This window comes from Victivallis sp., from assembly GCF_048170485.1.
GTDB lineage: Bacteria > Verrucomicrobiota > Lentisphaeria > Victivallales > Victivallaceae > Victivallis.
This window is the reverse complement of record NZ_DBEXAY010000203.1, coordinates 1-23,440: the sequence shown is the minus strand read 5'-3', so window position 1 is coordinate 23,440 and position 23,440 is coordinate 1. Positions and strand designations below refer to the sequence as shown.

The window sequence follows — 23,440 nt, the reverse complement described above, 5'->3', positions numbered from 1 at the left end:
GTTCCAATATTTTAATCCCGAAACCTGTTTCCCTGTTCTGCCTTCCAGATCATACCTGTCCATCTCGCCCCCTGGCGGCTCTTTCCGACGAATCTGCAACGGCCACGCTTACGAATCAGGGAAAACAGATGTGACAACAGGAGTTGTCTTCTCATCGCGGAACATCGTGCGAGTCCTTCCGGAGCAAACATCGTTGTACCCATTGTTCCAGCAGGTCGACGGCAACCCCGGCCCGGCGGCAGAAATCCCGCCCGCCGCCGTGCGAGATGATCCGCGCCCGGTAGTCGCCGAGGTGGCCGAGCATCTCCGTCAGCTGCTGTTGAAACACCCTGTCACTCCACGGTTCCGGAACGACGACGCCCCCCGCCTCCGCGACAAAATCACTGAATCCGCACGCCTCCGAGCAGATCACCGGCAACCCGGAGGCGATTCCTTCGAGCAGGACATTGCCCGCCGCCTCGTTGCGGGCGGGGTGAACCATGAGATCGGCGGCGGTGAGCAGTTCCGGAACATCCTTCCGGGGGCCCAATACGCGGAGCGACTGCTCCGGCACTCCGCAACGGCGTCCGAACGTCAGAATGCGGCGCGCCTGAGCGGCTCCGGCAATGCAGAAACAACAGCGCTCCCGCAACTCCTCCGGCAGTGCCGCAACGGCCCGGATGACCCGGTCGACCCCTTTGCCGAAAAAGTGGCCGCCCACTTCGAGCAGCATCAGCGAATGCTCCGGCACGCCCAGTTCCCGGCGTTTCTCCTTCCGGATACGCTCCGCGTCCGGCCGGAGGCGGAATTCGGGAGAAATTCCGGGCGGAAGGTAGAAGAACCGCTCCTCCGGCGTGCCGTAACAACGCATGAAGTCCCGCTTCTGGCGCGGGGTGATGTAGAAGATATTCGTCCGGCTCTGCGGGGAGAACACCTCCCGCTCCTGTTCGAGAAAGGAGCGGTAACGCGGCAGCAGTTTCAACAGCAGTGGCGAGTGCTTGCGCGGCATCTCCACCGCGAGACAGTTGTCGGCAGCGAAATACCAGTCACAGCCGCCGAACCGGTTGAAGGTGAGCGAAAGGTCGAACGTCTCCTGCTTCAGCGCCGCGGCGAAGTGCTCCGCGAACACCCGGGCGCGGCGGTGGTTCGAACCGCCGCCATTCTCCAGCAGCCGCACATGGATTCCGGAACGGGGCGCGGCCCCCTCCCACGCGCCGGTGAAGACAGTCACCTCGTGACCGCGGGCGGCCGCGCACTCGGCAATCCGCAGCATATCGGACTGCAGACCGCCGAATGGAAAATATTTGAACAGAGCAAATGCAAACCGCATGAACCGGATTCCCGCTATCTCACCAACCGCAATGACCGGGATAATATATGCCGAGGGCGGAAGATTTCAAGCGGCATCCAGTGGAACCACCGCTTTTCCTCAGGAATAAATCCCGGGAAAAAGCGCTTCCCGCCTTGACTTCCCGCCGGAACTTGCTACAGTATGACGCAGGAGAACTGAACCGTACCATGGACACACCCAATTCCCAGGAAATTGAAGTTGCCGGCAAAGTCATCACGCTCACCCGGCAGATCGAAAGCCGTCTTGTCGCGCTCGGCGCCTCCGGCAACGGCCTGCGCGAAAAATCGGAATCCCTCGCCGGAAAATTTCCGCGGGAGGTGGAGAAACTGCTCGCATTCATCGGCTGCATCCGCAACCGGATCGCGCATGAAGACCAACCCGGAATCTCGCCGGAAGAGCTTCAGTTCTTCGAAGAAGCCGTCGCCGCGATTCTGGAAGAGCTGAAACTGCCGGGCGAAACGGCGGCAGAATCCGCCGGCACACCAGCGGCAACGCTGCCTCCTCCCCCTCCCCCTTCGGCGCCCGCCCCGGCACCGGTTTCGCCGCCGGCACCCGCCGTTTCCGCCACTCCGGAGAAACCCGCCGCCCGGCCGAATTCGCCCAGATCCCGGGCGGCATCCTCTCAACCGGCGGTACCGCCGCCATCCCGGCCGGAACTGGTTCCGTCACTCGCAGGGAGGATTCCGCTGTTGCACCTTGCCTATGCGGTGGAGCTGGCGTACACGGCACTGCGTCCGACGCGGCGGCCGTTGTTTCTGGCGTTGCTGGAAGTCGGGGCTGTGGTTCTGGCGGTTTTCGCTCTGCTTGACGGAATCTACTATCTGGCGGGGCTGGCAGGGTCGATTTTTCTGTTGAGTTACGCCGCAATCCTGTACGAAGGGTGGTTCCGCTCCGCCGAACGGCTTCCGCTGGCGTTCTTTCTCATTCCGGGGGCGAACCTGCTCTGGGTTCTGCGGGAGCTGCTGCGACTGACCGGCTGGTTCCGGCTGGCGGCGGCATTCACCATTCTCGCGGTCTGGATGGTCGCGCTCTTTCTCATCCTCCGCCGGGAGTTTCTCGCCGCCGGCATTCTTGCCCTGCTCAGTTACCTGGTTTCGGTCGCCGCGACCTTCCTGCCGGCCGGCGGAAACGGAGAGTGATCCCCCCGCTTTCGCACCAGGCGGAACCGGCTCACTCCTTCACCAGTTCATAGACCAGAGTCGGTTCGGCAGGATTGCGCAACACCGACGCAGTAAACATCAATCTTTTTCCGTCATTGCACAGCAGAGGCAATTGCTGCCGGCGCGCGCCGGTGAGATCGACCGCATATAACTTATGTTGTCTAAAATCACCCCGAATCGTTATCTCAGCCTCCCCATGTCGAACCAGCAACGGAAGAGTCCCCCAGGACTCCATCACCTCCTTTTCGGCAGAACTGAAGGTCTGCCCGCTGTTTCGGCTTTCAGTCAGATGCAGCAGCAGAATCCGACGACTCGAACGCAGTTCAGCATCATCCATCGCCGCCGCCAGGAAGGCTCCGAAACCGTGCCGATTCGACACCAAAAGGCAGTTTCCTGCAGAGCGTTTTCCCTCTGGAAGCAACGCGGCTTCACTGCGAGGCGTTATCACCTGAAACGTTCCCTGTTTTGCATTCAAGATCAGCTCCCCGGTGGAACTGGTGAACCGTTGCGCCACACGATCGTAACTTCCGGGGGGAAGCATACCCGCCTGCAACGTTGCATCAACATTCCCTATCTCCGGAACGGCACGGCCTTTTGTCGTAATCACAGAACCAATCTGACAAATCAATGCCATTTTCCGCAGATCCTCCGGGTAGTCCTTCCGCCATGAATCACGCTCCAGCATCTCCTTTTTATCGATGAGAAGCGGTAACTTCAGCTGGGAGGCTGCCACGTCGCCGCGGGCAAAAAAGAGCGCCCCGGCCCGTTCCGAAAGCAGCCTTACCGGGTCGTTGACAATATCAAAATAGTCCAGAACGGTCTCCTCCCGGTCCATCGTGCTGCCCCAGGTCGTATAATCGAATCGGCAGACCATGTTCCAATTCTGCAGTGCTCCGTAGGCTCCGACCAGGAACGCCCCCTCCGCCGCATAGTCATACGGATTGCAGAAATCCCACTCGGAAAGAGAAAACGGCTTTCCGAACAACCGGTCTGCGGCACAGTTCAGGAAATTTCCCCCGAACATCGTAATCGCGCTGCGATTATCGACCATCGACGGCGGAGCCCAGCCGCCGGCAATGAAGCGCGGGTGATTCCAATAGGAGTGGGTCTCCACCAGATCGAACGGTTCCCGCAACAGCGTGGCAAAACGAGAAGAGCAATAGTTCTGATCGGTCAGCAGCGCCTTCACGCCGAGACGTCGCAGAAAGTCATGCTGCCGATGATAAGCGCGATGCTGAAGATCCAGAAGAAACCGGTGCCAGAGTCGCTCCCGATTCATCGACGTGACGATCAAGCTGTTTTCCCGACAGTACTGTTCAAACCGCTCTGCATAAATCGAATGGGTGATCGGGGCATCCCGGTAAGCGGCATCAATGGTATTCTCGTTCACCAGAGAGATCGAGAGAATGGAGGGATCATCCTTCCAAGCCAGTCCGGTATGTGGATTGACGTGATTCAGAAAATTCTCTGCAAACCGCTCCCAGTTGCGCATCGCCGATTCCGAAACGAATACCAGCGCTTTGAATTCATTGAACGCAACGGCACGGTTCGGCAATTCCGCAATCTCCCCCGGACGTAGTGTGCGCAGAGTAAAGAGATCGATAATTGTGTAGATACCATGATCCCTCAACTGCTTGAGCAGATAATCCAGCCGTTCGAATTTTTTCGGATCAAGTCGGGTCGAATCGTTTCCCTCCCGAACCGGCAGATCGCGATCAAAATGATGCAGACGCGCCAGATTATAACCCGACTGCGCCATGTGTCGCGCCATTTTCTCCTGCTGGGAAGCCACGGCAAACAGCGCATTGATACAGATGTTGCCACCGTAAAACCGGATTGCCTTTCCCGGTCGTTTTTCAAATTCCAGTCTTCCGTCGATATTTCTCACCCGCCCAAACTTTCCGGCCGGAGCAGACTGGAATCGGGAAAAATCCAGAATGCTGCCGGGAATAATCCGCTTATCATTCCGGATCGGCTGATACTCTCTACCCGCTGTAATCACCAGTTTGGGCGGCGCTCCCAGCTGGAGAGGAATCTCATCGGGCGAAAATGATGCCGCAACAATCATCCAGACGGATTTGCCGGTCGACGAGAGCTTCAACTCCCGGACTCTTCCGGATTTCCCGAAATCGTAACGAGTGAGAAATAGTCCGATTCGCGAACAGCTTCGATTCTTCCCGAACCAGACGGCCACAGCGCGTTTTCGATCCGCCGGATACCAGAAATTTCCGACCTCATCTCCGGAAATTACCGGAAGCTGCCGCCTGCTGCCGTCAGCATAGACCGCAGTCAACGCTCCAACCGGGACTCGTTGATTCGGCTTCCACGCCAAAGCATGCAACAGATAGAGATAACGCCCTTCCGGCTCCGGCAGGGAGATGGAACATTCCCGAGGGAAATAAGGGCGAGGCCAGCCGTAGGTGGCAAGACAGGATTTTCCATCGTTCTCGGCCGGATCAATCACTCGAAACCGGACACCGCGAAACCTCATCTCACCGGTCGGCATGTCCGCTAAATCATTCTCTGCCCCCTGATCGGACCAGCCTCCCATGCGATCGCCGTCGAATTCATCGGCAAATCCCATGTTGGCCACTTTTGACAGATCCAGCGGTGTAGAGCGGTAAGAGCGATAGGAGAGCCGGAGATGCAGATTCAAGGGATCACTTTCTTTCGGTGGCGACAATCGAACCGACCAGCTGTGGTGATCCTTGTAGTGCCGATCGTCGAAGAAACTGACATCCATCGGCCCGGAAACGGTCAGTAATCCTTCTGCGAGCGGAATCGACAATCTTTCGACCCGACCGAGACTGACCATCCATCTGGCTGGATCGTGCTTCACTGGAAAGGAGAATTTCCGTCCGTCTGCATCGAGCTGACGGTAAAGGAATTCAGTCAGCGGCAGAAAGGCGACCAGAGCAAACTGCCGAGTGGATGGAGTCCCCGAGATCTTCGCCCGGTAGTCCAGTGGACCTCCTTTCTGACCAGAGATGATCTCCCGCAACTTGAATCCGCCCCCCTTGCGCAGCAGAAAACCTCCCTGCCATTCAAATGAGTTCGCGGATCGTTGCGGGAAACCGTGATCGGCACGAAAACTCCCGTTTTCCTGAACGGAAAAGTTCCAGCCGTTATCCCAATGTTCCAGTCGCAGTCGCACCTTTCCGATGGTCACGATTCCGTTGTCGGCAATGCGGAACTCTTCCATCGCCAACGAGACGATTGCAGACAGCAACAGATACACAGCGAATATTTTTTTCATGGCCTTTTTCTCACCTCTCAATAGAGTTTTTCCAGCTTCCGGTCACGGCGACCATACCAGAATCCGGCTATTATATCGACATTGCCGGAAAGCGGCAGATTGATCGACTCGGTTCCGACATGGCTGTCGACATAGAGCACATTAATAGAGCGGGAAGGATGTGGAGTACTGACAAAAGGTCCGATCTTGCCCGGAGGCATCGTGCGGGAGATCGACATCTCCACGTACCGTGTTGTCGTCGAAGAGCGATATCCCTCGGAGAGAAGGCATGCCAGAGAAGGAGCGGGCACCCGGTGCAGTTTCAGCTGCATCGTTCCTGTGCACAGACTGTTCATCCCGAAACTCATCGTGCCGGGTTTGTTCAACTGCATGATCTTCGGGCAGTAAAGCTGCCGGGATAACTTCTCGGTCCGGGTCGGCTCATCTGTATCTTTAATTCCGTATTTCGACGAGCCGCATTTCCCGAGCCGCAATCATCAGCGTTCAGTGGACGGCGTGGTGGTGACCGGCTACATCTCCGAGGTATTGCTGCGGAAGATTCATGAGATGCGGCTCCCCTGCGTCTGCCTGGGGGAGGATCTCGCCGGAAATCAGAACCGGTTCCCGATCTTCTGCGTGAATGCCGTCGGGATGTATCTGCAGATCATCCGCTACCTCCACTCCATGAACCATTGCCGGATCATCGCACTGATGGAGGAGCGGGAACATCAGCTTGCGCTGGGTGATGAGCTTAAAGAGATTCTTTCCCGCACGGGGGAAATGCCGCAAGTGGAGTTTCGAGTGATGGTGAATGACTCGAATTATTCCGATTTCAGAAACGGCAGCGATTTCCTGTGGCGGCTGGTCAACTGGGACGATGGGCCCAAGCCGACCGCTGTGATCTGCAACGAACGGGTCGGAATCGGCATTCTCCGGGCTCTGCCGAAGTTCAATCTCCGCTGTCCGGAGGATCTCTCCATTGTGATTGCGGGGGACGGTCCGATGTGTGACGTGAGTTTCCCGCCGCTCAGTGCGGTTGCGATTGACTGCGAGGAGATCGGTTACCAGGCAACCCGGACGCTGATCTCTCATCTGCGTCAGGGAAAGCCGGTGCCGTTTGAGTGCGGTAGGAGCGACTTCCCCACCCGGCTCAATATCCGCGGTTCAATCCGCGCATTGGAATCTTCGACGAGATCCGGACAATCCGAACAACCATAATGGAGGAAACGATGAAAAGAAATCTCATTCCGGCAGAATCGTCAACCGTGACCGTGAATTTTCCATTTTGTTACAGGAATGGAGATAGATTTACATTGATTGAACTTCTCGTTGTTATTGCAATCATCGCCATTCTGGCGGCGATGCTGCTTCCGGCATTGAATTCGGCCCGGGAACGCTCTTTGACGGTGGAGTGCTCCGGTTCACTCAAACAGGCGGGAATTATCATGTCCGCATATGCCGGAGACTATGATGGAGGGCTGATGCCGATCAACACAGACACCACTTATGCTAGCCAGAAAGCACGGTGGCACTATCAGCTCGGCGCGAATTCCGACGCGTGACAGCGCATCACCTCCAGATTGTATCCCATCTCGCGGCAGGCCTCTTCGATTCCATTCAGGAAACGGATGAAAAATCCATTGTTCCATCCATCCTGAATTTCACCCGCCAGCAGAAAGGCGATGGTTCTCAGTTGCCGTCCCGCGGGCGTGCGCGGCCGGTCGACGAAAAACCCCATATCCGCGGCAATACTCAGGATCCGTTCCCGCGTCTCCCGGGTAAAACTTTGCGCCTTGGGCTGTTCACGCAGCACCAGCGAAACCGTTGAAGGACGCACCCCCGCCGCCTCGGCAATATCCTTGAGTTTGACTTTTTCCACACTGCCTCCTGTTTTTTTCACTTTAATTATAAACGAAATTATGGAAAAAAACAAGAAGTTTTTCCGGAATATAGGAAATTTTTCAAGTTATTTTTGGAAAATTTTTCCAAAATTCTACCAGAAGTTCTTTGTCAGTGAAACTCAAAAGAGAGCTGCAGGGGGAGACATAATCTCCGCTTCCGCGGAATCATGCCGTAAGACAGGGCAGATGCGGAAATCATTGTTCCGCCGGTTCTTTGTGCAATACGGCGGCCGGGTCAGGTGCTGTGTAAGCGGCATCCCCGCCGTATCGCTGATAGCCGCGATACACCTTCACAAAACAGTACAGCCCGCAGAGGCCGATGACTCCCCCCATCGTGAAAAGATGCGGGTAATAGTTTCCGGTGAGATCCAGAAACTTCCCGGCCAGCGGTACACCGATCACACTGGCCAGCGCGTTGATCAGCATCATGGCCGAATTGAACTGAGCGAAATATTCGCGCGGGAAAAGCCGCGGCGCATAAGAGGCCATCAGCGTGTTATAGCTCATGATGGAGATTCCCTGCACCAGATAAAGCCACGCAAATACGGATTCGGTTGTGGCGATCTGCCCGCCGACGAAGAGGATCACCGTCTGAAGCGCCATCGACACAATGCCGGTCCGGATCGGGTGAAACCGGTCGGAGAACCAGCCGAGAAAGAAACTCAACACGAAGGAGACCAGGCAGATCAGCGAACTCACCTTGCCGTAGAAGTCCATATCCATCTGAAGGCTCTTCACATAGAAGATCCCGTAGATGTTGAACGGCACCACCGAGAAGCCTGCAACAACGGAGGCCATGACCACCCAGCGGTAGTACGGGAGGGAAAAACACTCCCGGAAATAGGTCCGGACCGCGTTTTTTACCGAGGGCGGCCCGGAGGAGACCGTTTCCGGCGGCGGGTACTCCCCCTCCTTCACCTTGAGGCAGATGCTGAAGAGCCCGGCGCCGTAGAGCAACGCCAGTCCGAAGAAAATCACCATCGCATGCGTTTCGGCGTACCCCATCACAAAGTAGTTGAAGAGAAACGCGCAGCCGAGGCTGATCGCGCGGAACATCGCGAAGAAGCGCCCGAGAAATTCAGTCGGCACCACATCGGTGGCCAGTGCATTGAAAATCGCGCTGGCGAGCGTGGTTCCGAAATCGAGCACCGCCCAGAAGAAGCAGAAGACCAGCAGCGCCGCCAGGTGAAAGGAGAGATGCTCCGGGCCGACAAGCTGCTGAATCCACCGGGCGAGCTGCGGCGTGACGCCCAGCCCGAGCAATCCGACGAGAATGAAAGGAGTGGTCATAAAGAGATAGGGGATGCGCCGCCCGAACCTGCCGCGGTGGCGGTCGGAGCGGTAACTCACGATCGGGCAGAGAAAGATATTGGTGAAGTTCGGGAATGAGACCATGATGATGCCGTAGAGGAAGTCCGATACCTCGAACCGTTTCAACATCAATCCGGCGACGGTTCCGGTGGCCCGGTCCTTCATCGAGTAGGCGAAATCGCCCCACATCAGCCAGAGGAAGAGAACGACAAGTCCGCCGGCGGTGTAGACCAGTGTGCCGTTGCGCCATGTTTTCGCCGGTTTCATCGAAAATCTCCGGTACGGGCGAGACGCCAGGTGTCCCCACCATCCCGGGAGACCAGAATCACCGGCTCGCCGCCGCGCAACTGCACCATGCCGCCAGCCTCCCACGACTCCCAGTGCCGGACCGGTTTCATCTCCAGCTGCCCGGCGGAGGCGGAGTAGGGAATCGTCTCCTCCAGCTCCGGATAGTGGAACCGCATCGTTTCAAAATAGTCCGGCGGCCAGAAGGACTGTGGCGGCACGGCAAAGTAGGTGAGGTAGAGCGCGTTGTTGTGCGGATTGATCGCAACCTTGTGCATCCAGCTGTGATACAGCATCTTGGAAGGAGCGACAATCGTGCGGGCACTCTCCCACTCCTTCCCCGGTTTCTTGCGGAACATCACCAGCCGGTTGTTGTAAAGCCCGGTGGTGGAGCGATGAAAACTGTACAGCGTCCCGTCAGTGCCGCAGTTCAGCGACCCGTAACTGCACCGCTCCTGCCCCTGTTCGGGCTGGAGGAAGCGGACCGGCTCGAAGGCTTCCGCCGAGTACGGTCGCTTCGAACGGGTGTAGAGCGGCGGGTTGTGGTGCCCGTTGACGATCACTTCGAGGCGGCCCTGCGGGTCGAAGCTGATCGCGCCCCAGTTGTGCCCGTCCAGCGCGGAGCCGGCGGAGCCGAGGTAGACCGGCGCACTCTTCCGCCCGGTTTTGCGGTCGTAGACGGTGAGAAAGGTCGGCACCCCGTTCCGGCTGCTCACCGGCAGAAAACGGGAGTGGAACAAGTGGTGATACTGGACGTCGAACCGCAGATTCCGCGCCGGCGCCTCCGGTCCGGGAAATGAGGCGGGCAGCGAGCGGCCGTGGCGGGTTTTCGCCAGATTGTCGACCGTCCAGAGCCGGGAGAGACCGGTTTCGCCGGGATGGAGCGCTTTGAGCTCTTCAAGGATTCCGCGACAGCGACGGCTGTTCGGCCAGTATTCGAGCAGCCACCCCCAGATCACGAACAGTTTGTCCGGCGAAGAGAGTACGATGTTGCCGTCGCCGGAGTGGTAGTTGCAGCCGATGGCGGTCTCCGCCACCTCCACCGGTTCGCCCAATTTCAGCCCGTCGGCGGTGCGCTCCGGCAGCAGAAGCTGAAGCCCTCGGTACGCCGCATCGAAGTAGCCGTAACTGGAGAGCAGAATCACCGGCGGGCGCTCCAGAGCGGCCGGATTGTTCCCGTCGATCTTTTCGAAACTGGCGATCGGGTGCGGCAGCTGATAGACTTTGAAAGTGCGGAAATGATCGGGCGAAAAGAGCAGCAATGCGGTTCTCGTTCGCCAGTCATACCGTTTTCCCTGCCGGTTGAGCGCCTCCACCTGCGCGAGACAGTAGGCGTTCCCCGCGCGGTCGAAGCGGATGACCGGGTCGCCGCCCTGCGCCCCCCAGTTGTAATAGAGCCCGGCATACCCCTGCTGTTTCGCCCACGCCTCCAGATGCGGACGGAGCGAAACGGCCTGCCACCGGCCGTCGTCGTCGAGGAACTGAATGAGCTCCCCTGCCGTGATGTACGCTCTGCCCGACGGGGAGAAGCTCACATAGCCCGGATTGTAGCGGGGGTAGTAGGCGTAAAGGTCGCGTTCCGTCCGGTTGTGGTGGCCGTAGCTGATGAAACGGTCGCGGGTGACGACCGGGCCGTCGGCCGAATCCTCCGGCCAGGAGTGGTTCAGGTTCGGCGAGGGCCGGTCGGGCAGCCGGATTTGAAAGAGTTCCGGCGTTACGGCGGCCGGAGCCGCGGCTTTGCCCGGAAGCGGTTCGATCTCCAGCAACCGCATGGCGGCACAGGGCGCGGGGTGGTGTCCGCCCGCCTTGGCGAAAAGGTAGATGCCGGAGAGCCGGTTCCATCCGGCGGGACGGTTGATCGGGCGGGCGGCGGCGAGATCGAATTCAACACTCTTTTTCCCGGTGAAATCGAGGGGAATCTCGAAACAGTAGTAACTGCGTCCCTTTGCTGCCAGGTTGTCGGCGCGGAAGCCGAGCGTGATGATGTTGTTGCTTTTTGCCGCCGATTCCAGCGTGACCCGGATAGCGCGGCAGCCGGACCAGTCGAGCGCCAGTCCGGTCTGCGCCAGCGTGGGATGGCGATGCATGTCGCGCCAGAATCCCTGCCGGACGCCCCGATCGAACTCTTCCAGCGGCCGGTGCGGCAATTTCCATTCGCGCGAGGAGAACTCCTGATTGGACCAGAGATCCTGTTCGGAAAGATTCCGTTCCTTCATGATCCGGACCAGATCCGGACTGAGGGAGTGGAACTCCTCCATCTTCACCGGGATGTTTCCTGACGCGGCAACCCAGCTCCACGTCAGAGCGGAAACCAGAGAAAGCAGTTGTATTTTTCTCATCGTCATTTGCTGTTGATGTTCCAGAGCGCATCCTTGTCGCCGTTGCTGTAGAATTCCTGCACATAGGGATTCATGCCGGCGGCGTAGGAGTGGCGGGGAATCCGCACGCCGGTATTCTTGGCCGCCACGTGTCCATCGGCGAAACAGACGTTGCTCGAAAAGTTGTGACGACCGTCAATCAGACCAATATCATCCTGATTCGAAAAGTTTGACCAGACCAGAAAGAAGCCGTCATTCATCCACTTAGTACAATAGGTGTCCGCCAGCAGCAGCAGTTTCGACGGTGCGGCCGCCCGCGTCATCTTACCGCGGCTGCCCAGAGTATCGGTGCGCCCGATCATACGATTCATTCCATAGTGGATATAGCGGCCGCCATTATAATTACCGCCGGTTTCATTCCATGCGTTCTCCCAGTCCCTGCGGGTCATCTGACGAATGGGGTATTGTCCCTCCCGCATTTGCGGACAGGCGAACGTCTTTCCGGAGAATCCATTGTCCAGAGCGATTTTCACCGACCAGGATTTTTGAACACCGCCAGCATTGGGTAGTTCCTGGGAAATCAATACATCATTGTTCTCATTGCAATACATCTGAAGTGCACTGCCGAGCTGTTTGAGATTGCTGCAGCAATTAACCGAGTTCGCCCGGTCTCTCGCCTTGTTCAGCGCCGGCAGCAGCATGGCCGCCAGAATGGCGATGATCGCGATCACGATGAGGAGTTCGATCAGAGTAAAAGTCCGATGGTTTCGCGAGAGGTCATGTTTCATTTCCGGCTCCTTCCTGTTGTCATTTCAAATCACTGCCTGTGGTGAGTTTCCATTTCTGAGAAGCGGGGTCTAGCGTCAGCAGCGTCAGTTCCGCCGCCGGACTGATGTACATTTTGCACCGGTTTCCTTCCGGAATGCCGGGATCGCTCTTTCCGCCCCGGTAGATCTTCTCGTGATCCGGATTCTGGAAAATATCGAAGAGATACTGATCGAGCGTCAGCTGCTTCATCGAAGAGTACGAGTAGAAACCGAGTGTGATTCCGCCGGTGGCCGGATTGTAGATCGCCTTGTGCCCCCAGACCTTATACATATAACGATACGGAGTGACCAGCACCGTTTCTCCCTGCCACGGTTTTCCGGCCGGTTTCACGAAGAGCCCGAGATGATTGTTGTATACCCCCGTAGTACTGCGGTGGATGGTGTACAAGGTATCGTTTTTGTCGCAGTTCAAGGTGGCGTACGACAGGAACGGGGTCAACCGGCCCGGCTTCACATACTCCGGCGCACTCCAGCCGCCATAAGGGTTGTCCGGTTCGAGACTGTGTGTGTAGGCGACCGGATTGTGGTGGCCGTTGGCGATGACGTGCAGAATGCCGCGGCTGTCGACGGTGATCGCCGGCCAGTTGTGGCCATCGTCATTTGCGCCCCCCGAGAGCAGATAGCGCGGTTCGCCGAGTTTGCCGGTTTTCAGGTTGTACTCAATGATGAAAGTCGGCGTTCCATTCTTGCTGTATTCGGTGAAGGTTTTGCCGCTGCGCTGCTGTTGATAGCTCAGTTTCAACCCCGGATGGTCTGGGGGAATCGGCGGCATCACGGTCGCTTTCGCGCCTTTTACATTCCGCATGGCAATCGCATTGACCGAAGCGACGCCGAATACGATGAACACCTTGTCGCCCCGGGTGATCGCGAAATTTCCGCCCCCGGAATGCTGATCAGGCGAGATGGCGAATTCGGCGTATTTGATCCTTTTCCCGAGATCGAGCGTGCCGTCTTCCTTCCGCGTGGGAGTGAGCAGATATCCCGCCGGATCCCCGTCGCGGAAATAGCTGTAGTCGCCGAGGAGAATCAGCGGCGGCCGTTTCAGGCAGTCCTGATTGTGGCCGTCGAGCTTTTCAAACGAAGCGAGGCGGCCCGGCAGCGGATAGACGTCGAAGCTCTTCAACTTGTCGCGCGAGTGAAGCAGCAATGTGGTCCGGGTGTGCCAGTCGACCGACCGCCCGTTCTCATCGAGTTTCTCCACCGGCACGAGCAGGTAGAAATCGCCGTGGTTGTCGTAGCGGATCGCCTTCTCGCCGAGCGACTGCCCCCAGCTGAGCTGCAGCCCCGGCCAGTTCCGGGATTTCGCCCACCGTTTCAAGACGGGGATGAGGTCGGTGCAGTGCCACTTGCCGTCACTTCCCTTGTACTGCACCAGGTCGCCGGAGTGAATATACGCCTTTCCGTCCGGACCGTAGCTGACGAAACCGGGCAGAAAGTTCGGGCAGTAGTCAAAAATTGCCCGTTCCGCCGCCAGATAATACTGGTGAGAGTACGGGGCGTATATGGCGCGGTTTTCCCGGGTCTCCGGATAAGGATGGTTGAGATAGGCGCGCTGAAATTCATTTTTGTTCATTTTGAAAATGAACCCGTCCGCCTCCTTTTCCTGCCGGGTTTCGCCCGGAAACGCCGCGCTGTTGTCCGGTTCATTCGAAGGCTGGAGCTGCCGAAGCACAAGATCGGTGGCGGGGTGAGGCAGAGTCCCTTCCATGCGGGTAAAGAACCAGATGCCGTCGATGTTGTCCCACCCGGCCGGGCTTCCTGCCGGTTGAAATTTGTCGCGCGGAATGGTGATGGTTTTCTCCCCGGTGAAGTTGACGGCGAACGGGTAACGGTAATAGTCCCGGTACGGTGTCGCTGGGGAATCCGCAGAGAAGGCGAGCCAGACCGTCTCGCCGGTCGCCTCCTTCGAGGAGAGCTTCAGCGAAACCGCCGAAGCCTTGCTCCAGTCCGCCGGAACCTGCCGGGCATGAAGCGTCGGATAGAGGGGGTGATGGTTCCAGCAGAGCCCCGCCGCGACCGGAACCGTACCGAGAGCCAGTTGGCGCATCGTCTTCGCCTCGATCTTTTCGCCGAACCGGTTGCCGAAACGGGATTTGGCGGACCACATCTGTGATTCCGGCATCGTGTCGAGCAGCTCGACCGGCGCGGTCAGCCAGGCGGCGGGGGAGGAGAAGTTGAGCACCTCCTCCGGAGTGAATTTCTTCTCCCAGGGATAGAGCCGTTCCCGCACCCGCAGCTGCCAGTTCTCCGGCAGCTTCGAATCGTAGACGATCGGCTCCTGTATCAGGAGCTCCCCCGGTTTCCCCGGGTCGCCGCCGCCGAGGGTCAGCGGACTCGAACCGGTGCGGAGCGCATCGGGCGGAACCGCCGAAAACACCTCTTTGCCGTCGATAAAGAGTTTGCCATAGTTTTTCCCGTCCAACTCCATGGCGATGTGGTGAAAGTGGTCGGCGGCGAGCCGGACCGGACTTCTGCCGATAAAGTTCTCCTTGCCGTCGGACTGCTTCCAGGTCATGCCGTAAAGGGAATACTCCCCGTTTCCGGCGGGAACTACATAGATCTGCCACTGGTTGTTCTTTCCGCGGCGGCGTGCGATGTGACGGAACACCGGTTTCTCCGGGAGCTTGACCCAGCATTCGAACGCCACGCTCTGCGGATTGCCCGGATAAGGGAGTTCGATCCGGGCCTCGGGTCCTTTCAGCAGCAGAGCGGGTTGCCCATCCAGCCCCTTGACCACGCGCACATCACCGGAAATTTTCCCTTTGCGCCCGTCGGTTCCGGCAATGGAACCGTCACGCAGACTCTCCGGCTGTACCCCCAGAGGAGCCGCGACACACGCCGCCGCCAACAAGCCGACCCCGATCCATCCCGTCATTTTTCTGCGATCCATGTCAAACTCCTGTATTTCATACCTGTATTATCCAGGGTGTAAACAAGCGTGGATTTCGATTCCTTCAATCCGCAAATTCCAGCGTGGCGGAATAGCACCGTTTCAAAACCGGCACATGCTTTTTATCGGCGATTCGATCGGCAAGATACTGGATGGCGTCTTCGGTCATCTGCGCCAGCGGCATCTTCACATAGCCGAAGGGGAAGCCGCAGAAATTGCGCATTTCGCCGATGTCGTCGAAACTGACAACGCTCATATCCTCCGGAATGCGGATTCCCAGCCGGCGCGCCGCTGCCGCGAACGGCAGGAAATGGGCACCGAACGGGATGTAGACCGCATCGGGGCGATGGGTTTTCAGATACTCGATCATGGCAGCAGTATACTCGGCATCCGGCCGGTTCTGCACCAGGCGGCAGAAAAGTTCCGGATCCGGGAAACTGCGGTTCAACGCCTTCAAATAGCCGTTGACACGGGCGTTGGAACAGCTGCCTTCATCGACCGGTGTCATCAAGGCCACCTTGCGGAATCCGTTCTCCAGCAGATGCTGGACAGCACGGAACGACTCTTCAAAATAGTCGACGTAAACCGAGGCGATATCCGGATGGCGGGAGATGCGGTTGAAGAGAATGACTTCGATGCCGCGCCCGGCGATGGTTTCCAGATCGGGGTTCTGATCCAGACTCAGGGCGAACACCCCTTTCCAGTGATCGGGCGTGATGAGTTCCGCGGAAATCCGGTTGACCAGCGAGAGCTTCATCGGGTGCCGGGCCACCGCGTTGGCCGCCGCCAGATAGATCTTGGTGTGATACCAGCTGATGTTGAAGTCGGTCTGCGTGAGGTTGATGGCGATGTCGTAAAGTTCCCGCGGCGGGGAGAAGGCGGGGTCCGCCGGATCGCAGACGAAAGAGCCAAGTCCATTTTTTTTGACGATCAACCCCTCCTTCTCCAGTTTGGCGAGGGCGGTGCGGACCGAGACCCGGCTGATGCCGTACCGTTCGCACAGTTCCGGTTCCGAAAGGATCCGGCTTTTCGGCGGCAGCTGGCCGCTGCGGATTGCCTGCTGGAGCTCCTCAAGCATTCTGCTGTAGACCACCTTGCGGCGGACCGGTTTGTGGACCAATTCATCAAACATATCTCTCTCCGGTATTTAATACCTGTATTATTATACCCAAAAAGAAGACGAAAAGCAAGTGTATTTCAGAAAAAAAGGATTTTTTTTAATAAGAACCCGTTTCCCCACTCAACTTCTCCGGGGGGTAACTCCGGGAAAACCCCAAAAAAATCCGGCGGAGCATCGTGCGCCGCCGGACTGGAATGCGGGAAGAAGCGGGTTTACTTCTTTTTGAGTTCCCCGCGGAATCCTTTCAACATCACCTCTTTGCGGTCGTTGTTCGCCGAGGGGCGGATGTTGCCCGGCGTCCCCTCGTGCTCCAGACTCCAGCCGTCCCACTCGCGGAAGGCATGGTAGGTCCAGTCCCAGCCGTACTCTTCGAAGATTTCGATGCAGTCCCGCAGATAGTCCGCCGCGCCGGGCGCCCAGAGAATCGCGGAGAACTCGCCGACGAAGATCCGGGCGTTGTGCCGTTTCTGGAAGTCGCGAACCGCCTGCAGACGCTTGCGGATCATCTCCTTATCCCAGTACTCACTGCCCATCTTCCCCGGATAGCGGACAAAATCTCGTTTGCCCTGCTCACCGTAGCTGTTGCCGACGAACTGATGGGTGAACTGGCCGGGGTGATACATGTGCACCTGATAGATCACGTTGTCCATCGCCAGCGGCGAGAGGTAGCGGAACGCCACCGGGGAATCCCATTCGTTCGATTCGATGACGATCGGCGTATCCGGGTCGATCCGGCGCACCGCCTCCGCCGCCATCCGCTGCAGATTCCAGTAGTCGTACGGAGCCGGACGGGTCTGCACCGGCTCATTGACCAGATCGTAGGCCCAGACCGAGGGATTTCCCTTGAAACGCCGGGCGATGCGCTGCCAGACCTTGATGAAGTGATCGGCATACTTCTTGTCGTAGAACATGTGCATATCCCGGGTTTCATCGCGTCCGCCCGGAGGCGAATGCAGGTCGATCACAAACAGAATGTCGTATTTCTGCGCCTTCTGGAACACCTCCTCCAGGTGGTCGAGCTTGCCGTCGAGCCAGCGGTCGTACTCCGCCAGATCGCGGTCGGTGTTGGCCTTGCCCCAGTCCCGGGTGATCTGCGCCCGCACCAGTTTGACGTTCCACTTGTGCAACGTCTCGAGATCGTCATCGGTGAATTTGTGCGGCGACATCACCCCGCGCAGCAGCGGCGTGGAAGCGACCCGCTCCGGATAGGAAACTTTATAGTCGCGGTTCACCTGCGGGAACAGCGTATACACCTTCAGGCTCGAGAGATCGAACTCCACCTTGCCGGAACTGTCCTGCAGCCCCAGCTTGAGAGTCCCCTTCTGCGCGGTGGGAGAGATGGAGCAGGTAAAGGAGATTTCCCGCCAGTCGAACGTCCCCTTCAAATGGGAGGGATGGTGCCAGTACTCCTGACCGTCGGCATCCCGGTAGTTGAGCATGAACTTGACGCCGTTCCAGGTATCGCGTGGCGTGGAGACATTCCACGCCCGTCCCCGGATGGTGAAACAGAGCGACTGCCCGCGGAACGGCACAAGATCCACCACCGCGTCGGCGCAATTCATGGCGCTCCGGGCGCCGGCCGGAACATCGATGACAATCCGATCCCCGGTGATTTTGCCGAACTTCCCCGGCACCCAGCGTGCCGCAGGCAGCTGAAACTCCTTGAGCGGAACAAGTTCCGCACCGAATGCCGCAACGGCAATCATCCCCACGCCGATGCAGTGGACAAGAGATCGTAAAAGCAACATATTCCACACCTCCCGTTGTTTTCTTCTTTGAATAGTATAGCAAAAATTTCCTTCTTTTGCAAGAGAAAGTAAAAAAAATCCTCCGCAACAAAGAAATAGCATGCTAACGAGTGGCGAGAAAAGAACATCTCAATCAATTGAACTGCAATATCTAGCGTTATATGGAAAAACAGATTTCATGAATCTTCTGCACGAAATCAGCAGAAGCGACACACCATTCCCATCGATCATACCGCTATTTCTTTCGTTTTGAAAAGGTGATGTTGCGCAGGAACATCACCGCTTCCTGACCGTCACGGTTGTTCAAACCGATCCGGATCATGGCGACCTCGGAAAGAGGAAATTTCAATCGACCTTCCAGCGGAAGCGTTACGCGGGCATACTTCTCCGTCGGAGCCGGAAAATTCAGACTGCCCAGCTGACGCCCTTTCGCATCAACGAAGATCACCAGCGTGTTTTTGTACCCGCGTCCGGCAGGGTTCTGCACGGCACGAATTTCGAAACTGAGCGTATCGGCGGTGCGATCTTCCGGTGTCAACGCGATGCCGGGGTAGAGCCAGCGGTCCTGCCTCGAATCCGGCCATGAGGCAAGAAAACGAACCGCATTCTCCGACTCCTCCACCGCAATCTTCAACTCGCCGGAACAGGAAAACTGTTTCCGCCAGTTTTCCGGATTCAATGGCTCCGCTACCGCGAACAGGGTCGTTCCCGCCACAAGCACCATGGTGATCCCCGGCAACAGCATTCTTCTTCTCATGATTCAACCTCCTTCTTATTCTTTCACCAGAGTGATTTCCGGAGTCGCAGCGCGACAACGCGGTTCACCGATGTCGGAGAGATAGTGCATCCATCCCTTCCGCTCTGCGCCGCGATCCGCGTCATTGACGATAAATGCAAAAGCAACAGTGTCGTTCTCCCGCCATTGTTTTCCGTCCGGCCGGGGAAACGCGATCTGATATCGGGTAACGTTCCCCTGGCGGGTGACGGAGAACGGTATTTTCATCTGCTTCGAACGGACATCGTGCCGGTGAAGCACCGCCCCTTTGCTGGTCAGACCGAGATCGAACAGCCTCCCGTCAAACCAGAACTGGATCGAATCCCGTTGCCAGAGTAATCCGGGATCTGTTTCCGCCGAGTGAACGTCGTCGGTCACTTCGGCGAAAAACAGCAGATGTTCCGGATTCCAACCCAGTTTCGCCTTCACTGACAGATCCTGTGGTCCCTCCCATTGAAAAAGGATTCGCGACGGTGCAATATAATCGGTGCGCCGATTCAGAACGATCGGCGGATTTCCGGCCGGCTTCAGGGCGATCCAGTCAAGTTCTGCAACACGCCGGACAGCTCCTCCCGGATAGGTCAGCAGTGCTTCTGTCCGCCCGTGCACTTCACCCGCTTTCAGTCCGGGGTTGAAATAGACCGAACTCGTCGTCAACGGCGGCAGAGTAACCGGCATCGCCGCGGTTTTTCCATTTTTTCCGAACGACCGAAACCGGATCTCTGCCTCGATCGGCGCAGCAGTTGGATTATTGATCAGTGCACGCACGCGCGGCTCCCCCCAGCGAAACGCCGAGCGCAGCGAGAGTCCAAGCGCTGTCGCCAGGTTGATGTCACGCTGATCGCAGGCCGAAAGAGCTCCGTCCTCCCGAAACAACTGCAACGTCAGACGCGACGCAGACGCGTCCGTCAGCCGGCGGGGTTTCAGGCGGCAGAGGATTTCCCGACTCTCGCCGGGCGGAAGTTCCAGCGGAATTTCCACCGTCGGGATCTCCCAGTCGGGAGACGCGGCCAGCAGAGCCTTTCCCCGGAACGGCCGGGAGGAAGGGTTGTGGAACCGCACCGGAATCTGAAACTCTGTTCCAAACACCGGCGTGGAACATGGATTCCCCAGTTCCGCCATCGGTTCTCCGGCTGGAATCACTTCGGCTCCGTTTAGATAGGTCACTTCCGTCGCCGGGACACTGACATAGCCGTCAAACGGCGACAAGATTCTCTCATTGCCGACAGCATCGACAACCCGGAGCGGTCCGCTGCTTCGCAACGTCACTGCACGAGTATCGCCTTTTCCCCACAGAATATACCGCTCTTCCCCTTTCAAATTGCGCCAGGCGAAAAGGGCGAGATTTTTTCCCGAACGATCCTCACAGGAGCGGATTCCGTTAATTTCACGTGACATCGTATACACCACGGGAAAGTTTTCCGTCGGCCGCCCCTCATTGTCCACCATCACTACCGGACCGAACTCCTCGAAATCCGCCGGACTTTTCTTTTCAATTGCATAGAGAAAGACAAATGTCCGTTTCACTCCGGCGGCAAATCCGGAGATCACTTCGCGCACCAGATGAGCCGCGCCCTTTTCGCCTTCGGCAGCCTCAGTGTTCCAGAGCGGCATATCCTCCCAACCGAACTCCCGCATCAGTTTTCGATGCAGATCGACATTGCGGTAGTGATATTCGTAAATATCGAAGAATGGACGGCCTCCGGCACGCTGCAGATCACGATAGAACCGTTCGGCCAGCGGCGGGGAACCGGTGACGCCGCCCGGCAGAATTTTCGCCGCCGGATTGGCCGTGCGAATCGCCGGAGCAACCACCTTGAGCAGGCGGGCAAATTCCGCGCCGCCCCCCTCCCAGTGACTCTCCGCATCAGGTTCATTCCAGACGCTCCAGTATTTCACGGCCGGATAACGGGCGGCGGCCCGGGCGGCGAACGCGGCAAACTGTTCGAAATCCGCCGGATTGCCTCCGTAGATATTCACCCGGTTCACTGCCCAGCGCGGCGGATAGACCAGATTGAACATGATGTTCATACCGTATTTATTCAGAACCCGGTAGCAGTCATCCCCCATCTTCCAGTTGAAATGGCCGCACTCCGGTTCACTCTGTCCCCAGCTCAGATTGGCCCGGATCCACCGGATTCCCATGTTGCGCAGGACCGGCAGTTCACGTCTGCCGTTCCAGTGAGGATTGTAGCAGTACATCCCAATCGGAGAACCGGCAGGATCCTGTTGTTCCACCGGGAGCAGAATTGCACCAGTGACACTCCGGGAAAAAAGCAGCTCTCCGCCCCGCGCCAAAGAGTAGGTAATTCGGAACATTCCCCTATTACCGGCCGGTACTGTTACCTCACGAGTCAATACAGTTTGATTTTCCAGCATAACACGGCGACTCGCCGGAGCGGAACCATTTCCATGCATATCACTCACCCGAAGCAACTCAATCAGTTCTCCGGAAAACGCACCGCGATTTTCAAAACGCAGCTTCAGCCGGATCGGCTCCGCATCAAACTGAATGTTACCCGGAACACTGCCTTTACAGTCAAAATCCGGTATCTCCGCGATTCCTGCCAACGCTAAGCAGACAGATATTCCGGTCAGCCACCCTCTCATCATGAAACAACCTCCTTTTTTAAGCAACGAAGCACTATGGCAACCACGGAAACGGCATCGTCACTCCTGATGGAAGCAATCTGCCGCCATCGATCAGATAGTCAAACTTCCACTCATTCACCAGCAACGCGGGGGTCAATTCCTCCGCATGCCCATCAGCAAAAGCCAGCCGTCCATTTCCGTGACTCAGCGAGATTGCCCCGCTTTCGTCCGCCTTGCGGGGATGGTACATCCAGTGTCCCAGCCCCGGCCGCAGTGCCGCATCATCCGCCCGGCGTGTTTCGCCAAAAAGATGAATCCGGGCAGGCCGTTTCATCCGGTGAAAATAGACGGCCCCCCGTTCTCCGCCGTTTTTTACGTAAAATACACCGAGTGTCGGTTGCGCGGAAGAGACATTATACTGGTAATACCAGGTCATACTCCGGATATCCATCATTCCATATGACGGATACCAGCAACGGCTGGAGACCGTTTCAAAGCCGCTTCCGGAAGGAATCGCATCTGCGCAGAAAACTACCTGTTCCGACAGGTATTTCCCCAGCACCAGCTGCCGTGTCCACCAGACTTCATCCCATTTATCGATCAGAATTCCGCCATTGTCTCCAGCGTAAAGAATCCCTCCCTGCATCACCTGCCGCAGATTGGAATTGCAACGGATTGCCTTCCCTTTTTCCCTCGCCTTATTGAGCGTCGGAAGCAGCATTGCCGCAAGAATCGCGATGATCGCTATTACAATCAGCAATTCTATCAAAGTAAATGAGCCAGCATGCAATGCCCTTTCAGAATCGCCATGCCCTTGTCGGAGCTTCCGGAACGGATGAAGAGACGGAGACGGCTCCGCGCGCCCTGACTGCCACTGGGGGGATAAGTACTTCATGTTCAAAAACCTCCTTTTCCAGTTGTTGGAAGTGATGCAGAAACCAGATACTTTTGCCAAGGACGGTGCAGGCGTCAAACGCCACATAATCAATGTTATCCAGCCTGCCACGCTCTACCGGCAGGTTGCAGTGGCTGCACACCCGGACATCCCGGCCAACGATCCGTCCGATGGCACCAAGTGTTTCAACGACATATGGGAGCAGATTCTCATTCAGCACAATCAACCCGTCCGGCACCTCCGAAGCCCCCGGCATGTAGAGCAACCGGATAATCCGCTCGGTCCAGGCGGCGCCGCGCGAAGTGTGCGACACACCGTGCACCCATTCCCGGCGGGTCTCCAAGCCGGAGGCGGCCAGCAGCTTCTCTATCTCCGCGACGGCAATCGGATTCTGCTCCGCTCCCATGATGACCGCCAGCTTCCGGACACCATAACTCTTCAGTTCTTCGATCGCCATCCCGGCCATCGCGGCGAAATCGTGATTGAGCGAAACCGCCCGGATCAGATGACGGTCGAGCGGTTCGTGCATCACCACCGGGAAACCGTCCAGCGGTTTCAGGAGCTCCGGCGGCAGCGAACGCGGCACGATCACCCCGGCCAGCAAGGAATTGCGAAGATCAGAGAGCAGCCGGCAGTATTCATCCGCCGTCGGACGGGTCTCCCGGCCGATCCAGTAGCGGACGAAACGGTATCCCCTGTGATGCTCCTCAATTTCATCCATCGCCGCGAGAATCGACGACCAGCGGGAGTCGTAGTCCTTCTCCTCCGGACGGCTCCCGGAGGGAATCAGGATCCCGAAACGAAACCGGTGCGGCGGCGTCTTCGACACCATGATTCCCCGCGACCCGCAGGAACAGAGAAACCCCTCTTCGACGAGATGGTTGACGGCGCGCTGCACCGTCACATTGCTTGCGCCGCAGTATTCGAGCAGTTCCGCCCGGTGCGGCAGAAAGCTGCCCGGCGGAATCTCCCCGGAAAGAATCCGGTTCTTCAGATGCTCGATGATTTCATCCCGCTTCATTTATACCTCTTGCACTGCTTTTTATATATAAG

The 23,440-nt window shown here is 57.7% G+C and carries 17 protein-coding genes; 3 read left to right on the top strand and 14 right to left on the bottom strand.

Going from position 1 to position 23,440, the window contains the following annotated elements; genetic code table 11:
- Nucleotides 1-151: 151 nt before the first annotated feature.
- Nucleotides 152-1,309 (bottom strand): glycosyltransferase family 4 protein, encoded by a 1,158-nt coding sequence (locus tag ACMLHG_RS10635; protein WP_417170482.1) that lies wholly within the window; start codon nucleotides 1,307-1,309, stop codon nucleotides 152-154.
- A 188-nt stretch (nucleotides 1,310-1,497) separates the two neighbouring features.
- Here ACMLHG_RS10635 and ACMLHG_RS10630 point away from each other — a divergent pair, with 188 nt between their 5' ends.
- On the top strand, nucleotides 1,498-2,469 hold the full coding sequence (locus ACMLHG_RS10630; RefSeq protein WP_417170481.1) for a hypothetical protein: 972 nt from the start codon (nucleotides 1,498-1,500) through the stop codon (nucleotides 2,467-2,469).
- A 31-nt stretch (nucleotides 2,470-2,500) separates the two neighbouring features.
- On the opposite strand, the gene ACMLHG_RS10625 is transcribed toward ACMLHG_RS10630, so the two are convergent.
- Together ACMLHG_RS10625 and ACMLHG_RS10620 are read right to left on the bottom strand one after the other, a co-directional pair.
- Entirely contained in the window at nucleotides 2,501-5,746 is a 3,246-nt protein-coding gene (locus ACMLHG_RS10625; protein WP_417170480.1) for a hypothetical protein, read from the bottom strand.
- Nucleotides 5,747-5,763: 17 nt separating this feature from the next.
- Nucleotides 5,764-6,081: a hypothetical protein gene (locus ACMLHG_RS10620; RefSeq protein ID WP_417170479.1), complete on the bottom strand. Its 318-nt coding sequence runs from the start codon at nucleotides 6,079-6,081 to the stop codon at nucleotides 5,764-5,766.
- 151 nt (nucleotides 6,082-6,232) lie between these two features.
- On the opposite strand from ACMLHG_RS10620, the gene ACMLHG_RS10615 reads away from it, so the two are divergent.
- Nucleotides 6,233-6,943, top strand: a complete 711-nt coding sequence (locus tag ACMLHG_RS10615) for a substrate-binding domain-containing protein (protein ID WP_417170478.1) — start codon at nucleotides 6,233-6,235, stop codon at nucleotides 6,941-6,943.
- Entirely contained in the window at nucleotides 6,943-7,287 is a 345-nt protein-coding gene (locus ACMLHG_RS10610; protein ID WP_417170477.1) for a prepilin-type N-terminal cleavage/methylation domain-containing protein, read from the top strand. Before ACMLHG_RS10615 ends, ACMLHG_RS10610 begins: the two co-directional genes overlap by 1 nt.
- Here ACMLHG_RS10610 and ACMLHG_RS10605 read toward each other — a convergent pair.
- The 11 genes from ACMLHG_RS10605 to ACMLHG_RS10555 all read right to left on the bottom strand — a co-directional run bounded on the left by ACMLHG_RS10605 (nucleotide 7,260) and on the right by ACMLHG_RS10555 (nucleotide 23,408).
- Complete coding sequence (locus ACMLHG_RS10605) at nucleotides 7,260-7,604, bottom strand: LacI family DNA-binding transcriptional regulator (RefSeq protein WP_417170476.1); 345 nt, start codon at nucleotides 7,602-7,604, stop codon at nucleotides 7,260-7,262. The genes ACMLHG_RS10610 and ACMLHG_RS10605 overlap by 28 nt on opposite strands.
- Before the next feature lie 217 nt (nucleotides 7,605-7,821).
- On the bottom strand, nucleotides 7,822-9,204 hold the full coding sequence (locus ACMLHG_RS10600) for an MFS transporter (RefSeq protein WP_417170475.1): 1,383 nt from the start codon (nucleotides 9,202-9,204) through the stop codon (nucleotides 7,822-7,824).
- Nucleotides 9,201-11,561 (bottom strand): BNR-4 repeat-containing protein, encoded by a 2,361-nt coding sequence (locus ACMLHG_RS10595; protein WP_417170474.1) that lies wholly within the window; start codon nucleotides 11,559-11,561, stop codon nucleotides 9,201-9,203. Before ACMLHG_RS10595 ends, ACMLHG_RS10600 begins: the two co-directional genes overlap by 4 nt.
- A 2-nt stretch (nucleotides 11,562-11,563) precedes the next feature.
- Nucleotides 11,564-12,328 carry a prepilin-type N-terminal cleavage/methylation domain-containing protein gene (locus ACMLHG_RS10590; RefSeq protein WP_295808666.1) on the bottom strand — a complete coding sequence of 255 codons (765 nt, stop codon included), beginning with the start codon at nucleotides 12,326-12,328 and terminating at the stop codon, nucleotides 11,564-11,566.
- Between the two features lie 19 nt (nucleotides 12,329-12,347).
- Complete coding sequence (locus ACMLHG_RS10585) at nucleotides 12,348-15,257, bottom strand: LamG-like jellyroll fold domain-containing protein (protein WP_417170473.1); 2,910 nt, start codon at nucleotides 15,255-15,257, stop codon at nucleotides 12,348-12,350.
- A gap of 64 nt (nucleotides 15,258-15,321) precedes the next feature.
- Nucleotides 15,322-16,389 (bottom strand): substrate-binding domain-containing protein, encoded by a 1,068-nt coding sequence (locus ACMLHG_RS10580; protein ID WP_417170472.1) that lies wholly within the window; start codon nucleotides 16,387-16,389, stop codon nucleotides 15,322-15,324.
- Nucleotides 16,390-16,589: 200 nt separating this feature from the next.
- Entirely contained in the window at nucleotides 16,590-18,125 is a 1,536-nt protein-coding gene (locus tag ACMLHG_RS10575) for a glycoside hydrolase family 5 protein (RefSeq protein WP_417170471.1), read from the bottom strand.
- A 235-nt stretch (nucleotides 18,126-18,360) separates the two neighbouring features.
- Nucleotides 18,361-18,882, bottom strand: coding sequence for a hypothetical protein (locus ACMLHG_RS10570; RefSeq protein ID WP_294433096.1), 522 nt, complete (start codon nucleotides 18,880-18,882; stop codon nucleotides 18,361-18,363).
- A gap of 15 nt (nucleotides 18,883-18,897) precedes the next feature.
- Nucleotides 18,898-21,219 carry a hypothetical protein gene (locus ACMLHG_RS10565; protein ID WP_417170470.1) on the bottom strand — a complete coding sequence of 774 codons (2,322 nt, stop codon included), beginning with the start codon at nucleotides 21,217-21,219 and terminating at the stop codon, nucleotides 18,898-18,900.
- A gap of 325 nt (nucleotides 21,220-21,544) precedes the next feature.
- Nucleotides 21,545-22,282 carry a prepilin-type N-terminal cleavage/methylation domain-containing protein gene (locus tag ACMLHG_RS10560; protein ID WP_417170469.1) on the bottom strand — a complete coding sequence of 246 codons (738 nt, stop codon included), beginning with the start codon at nucleotides 22,280-22,282 and terminating at the stop codon, nucleotides 21,545-21,547.
- 7 nt (nucleotides 22,283-22,289) lie between these two features.
- Entirely contained in the window at nucleotides 22,290-23,408 is a 1,119-nt protein-coding gene (locus ACMLHG_RS10555) for a GntR family transcriptional regulator (RefSeq protein WP_417170468.1), read from the bottom strand.
- Nucleotides 23,409-23,440: the final 32 nt, after the last annotated feature.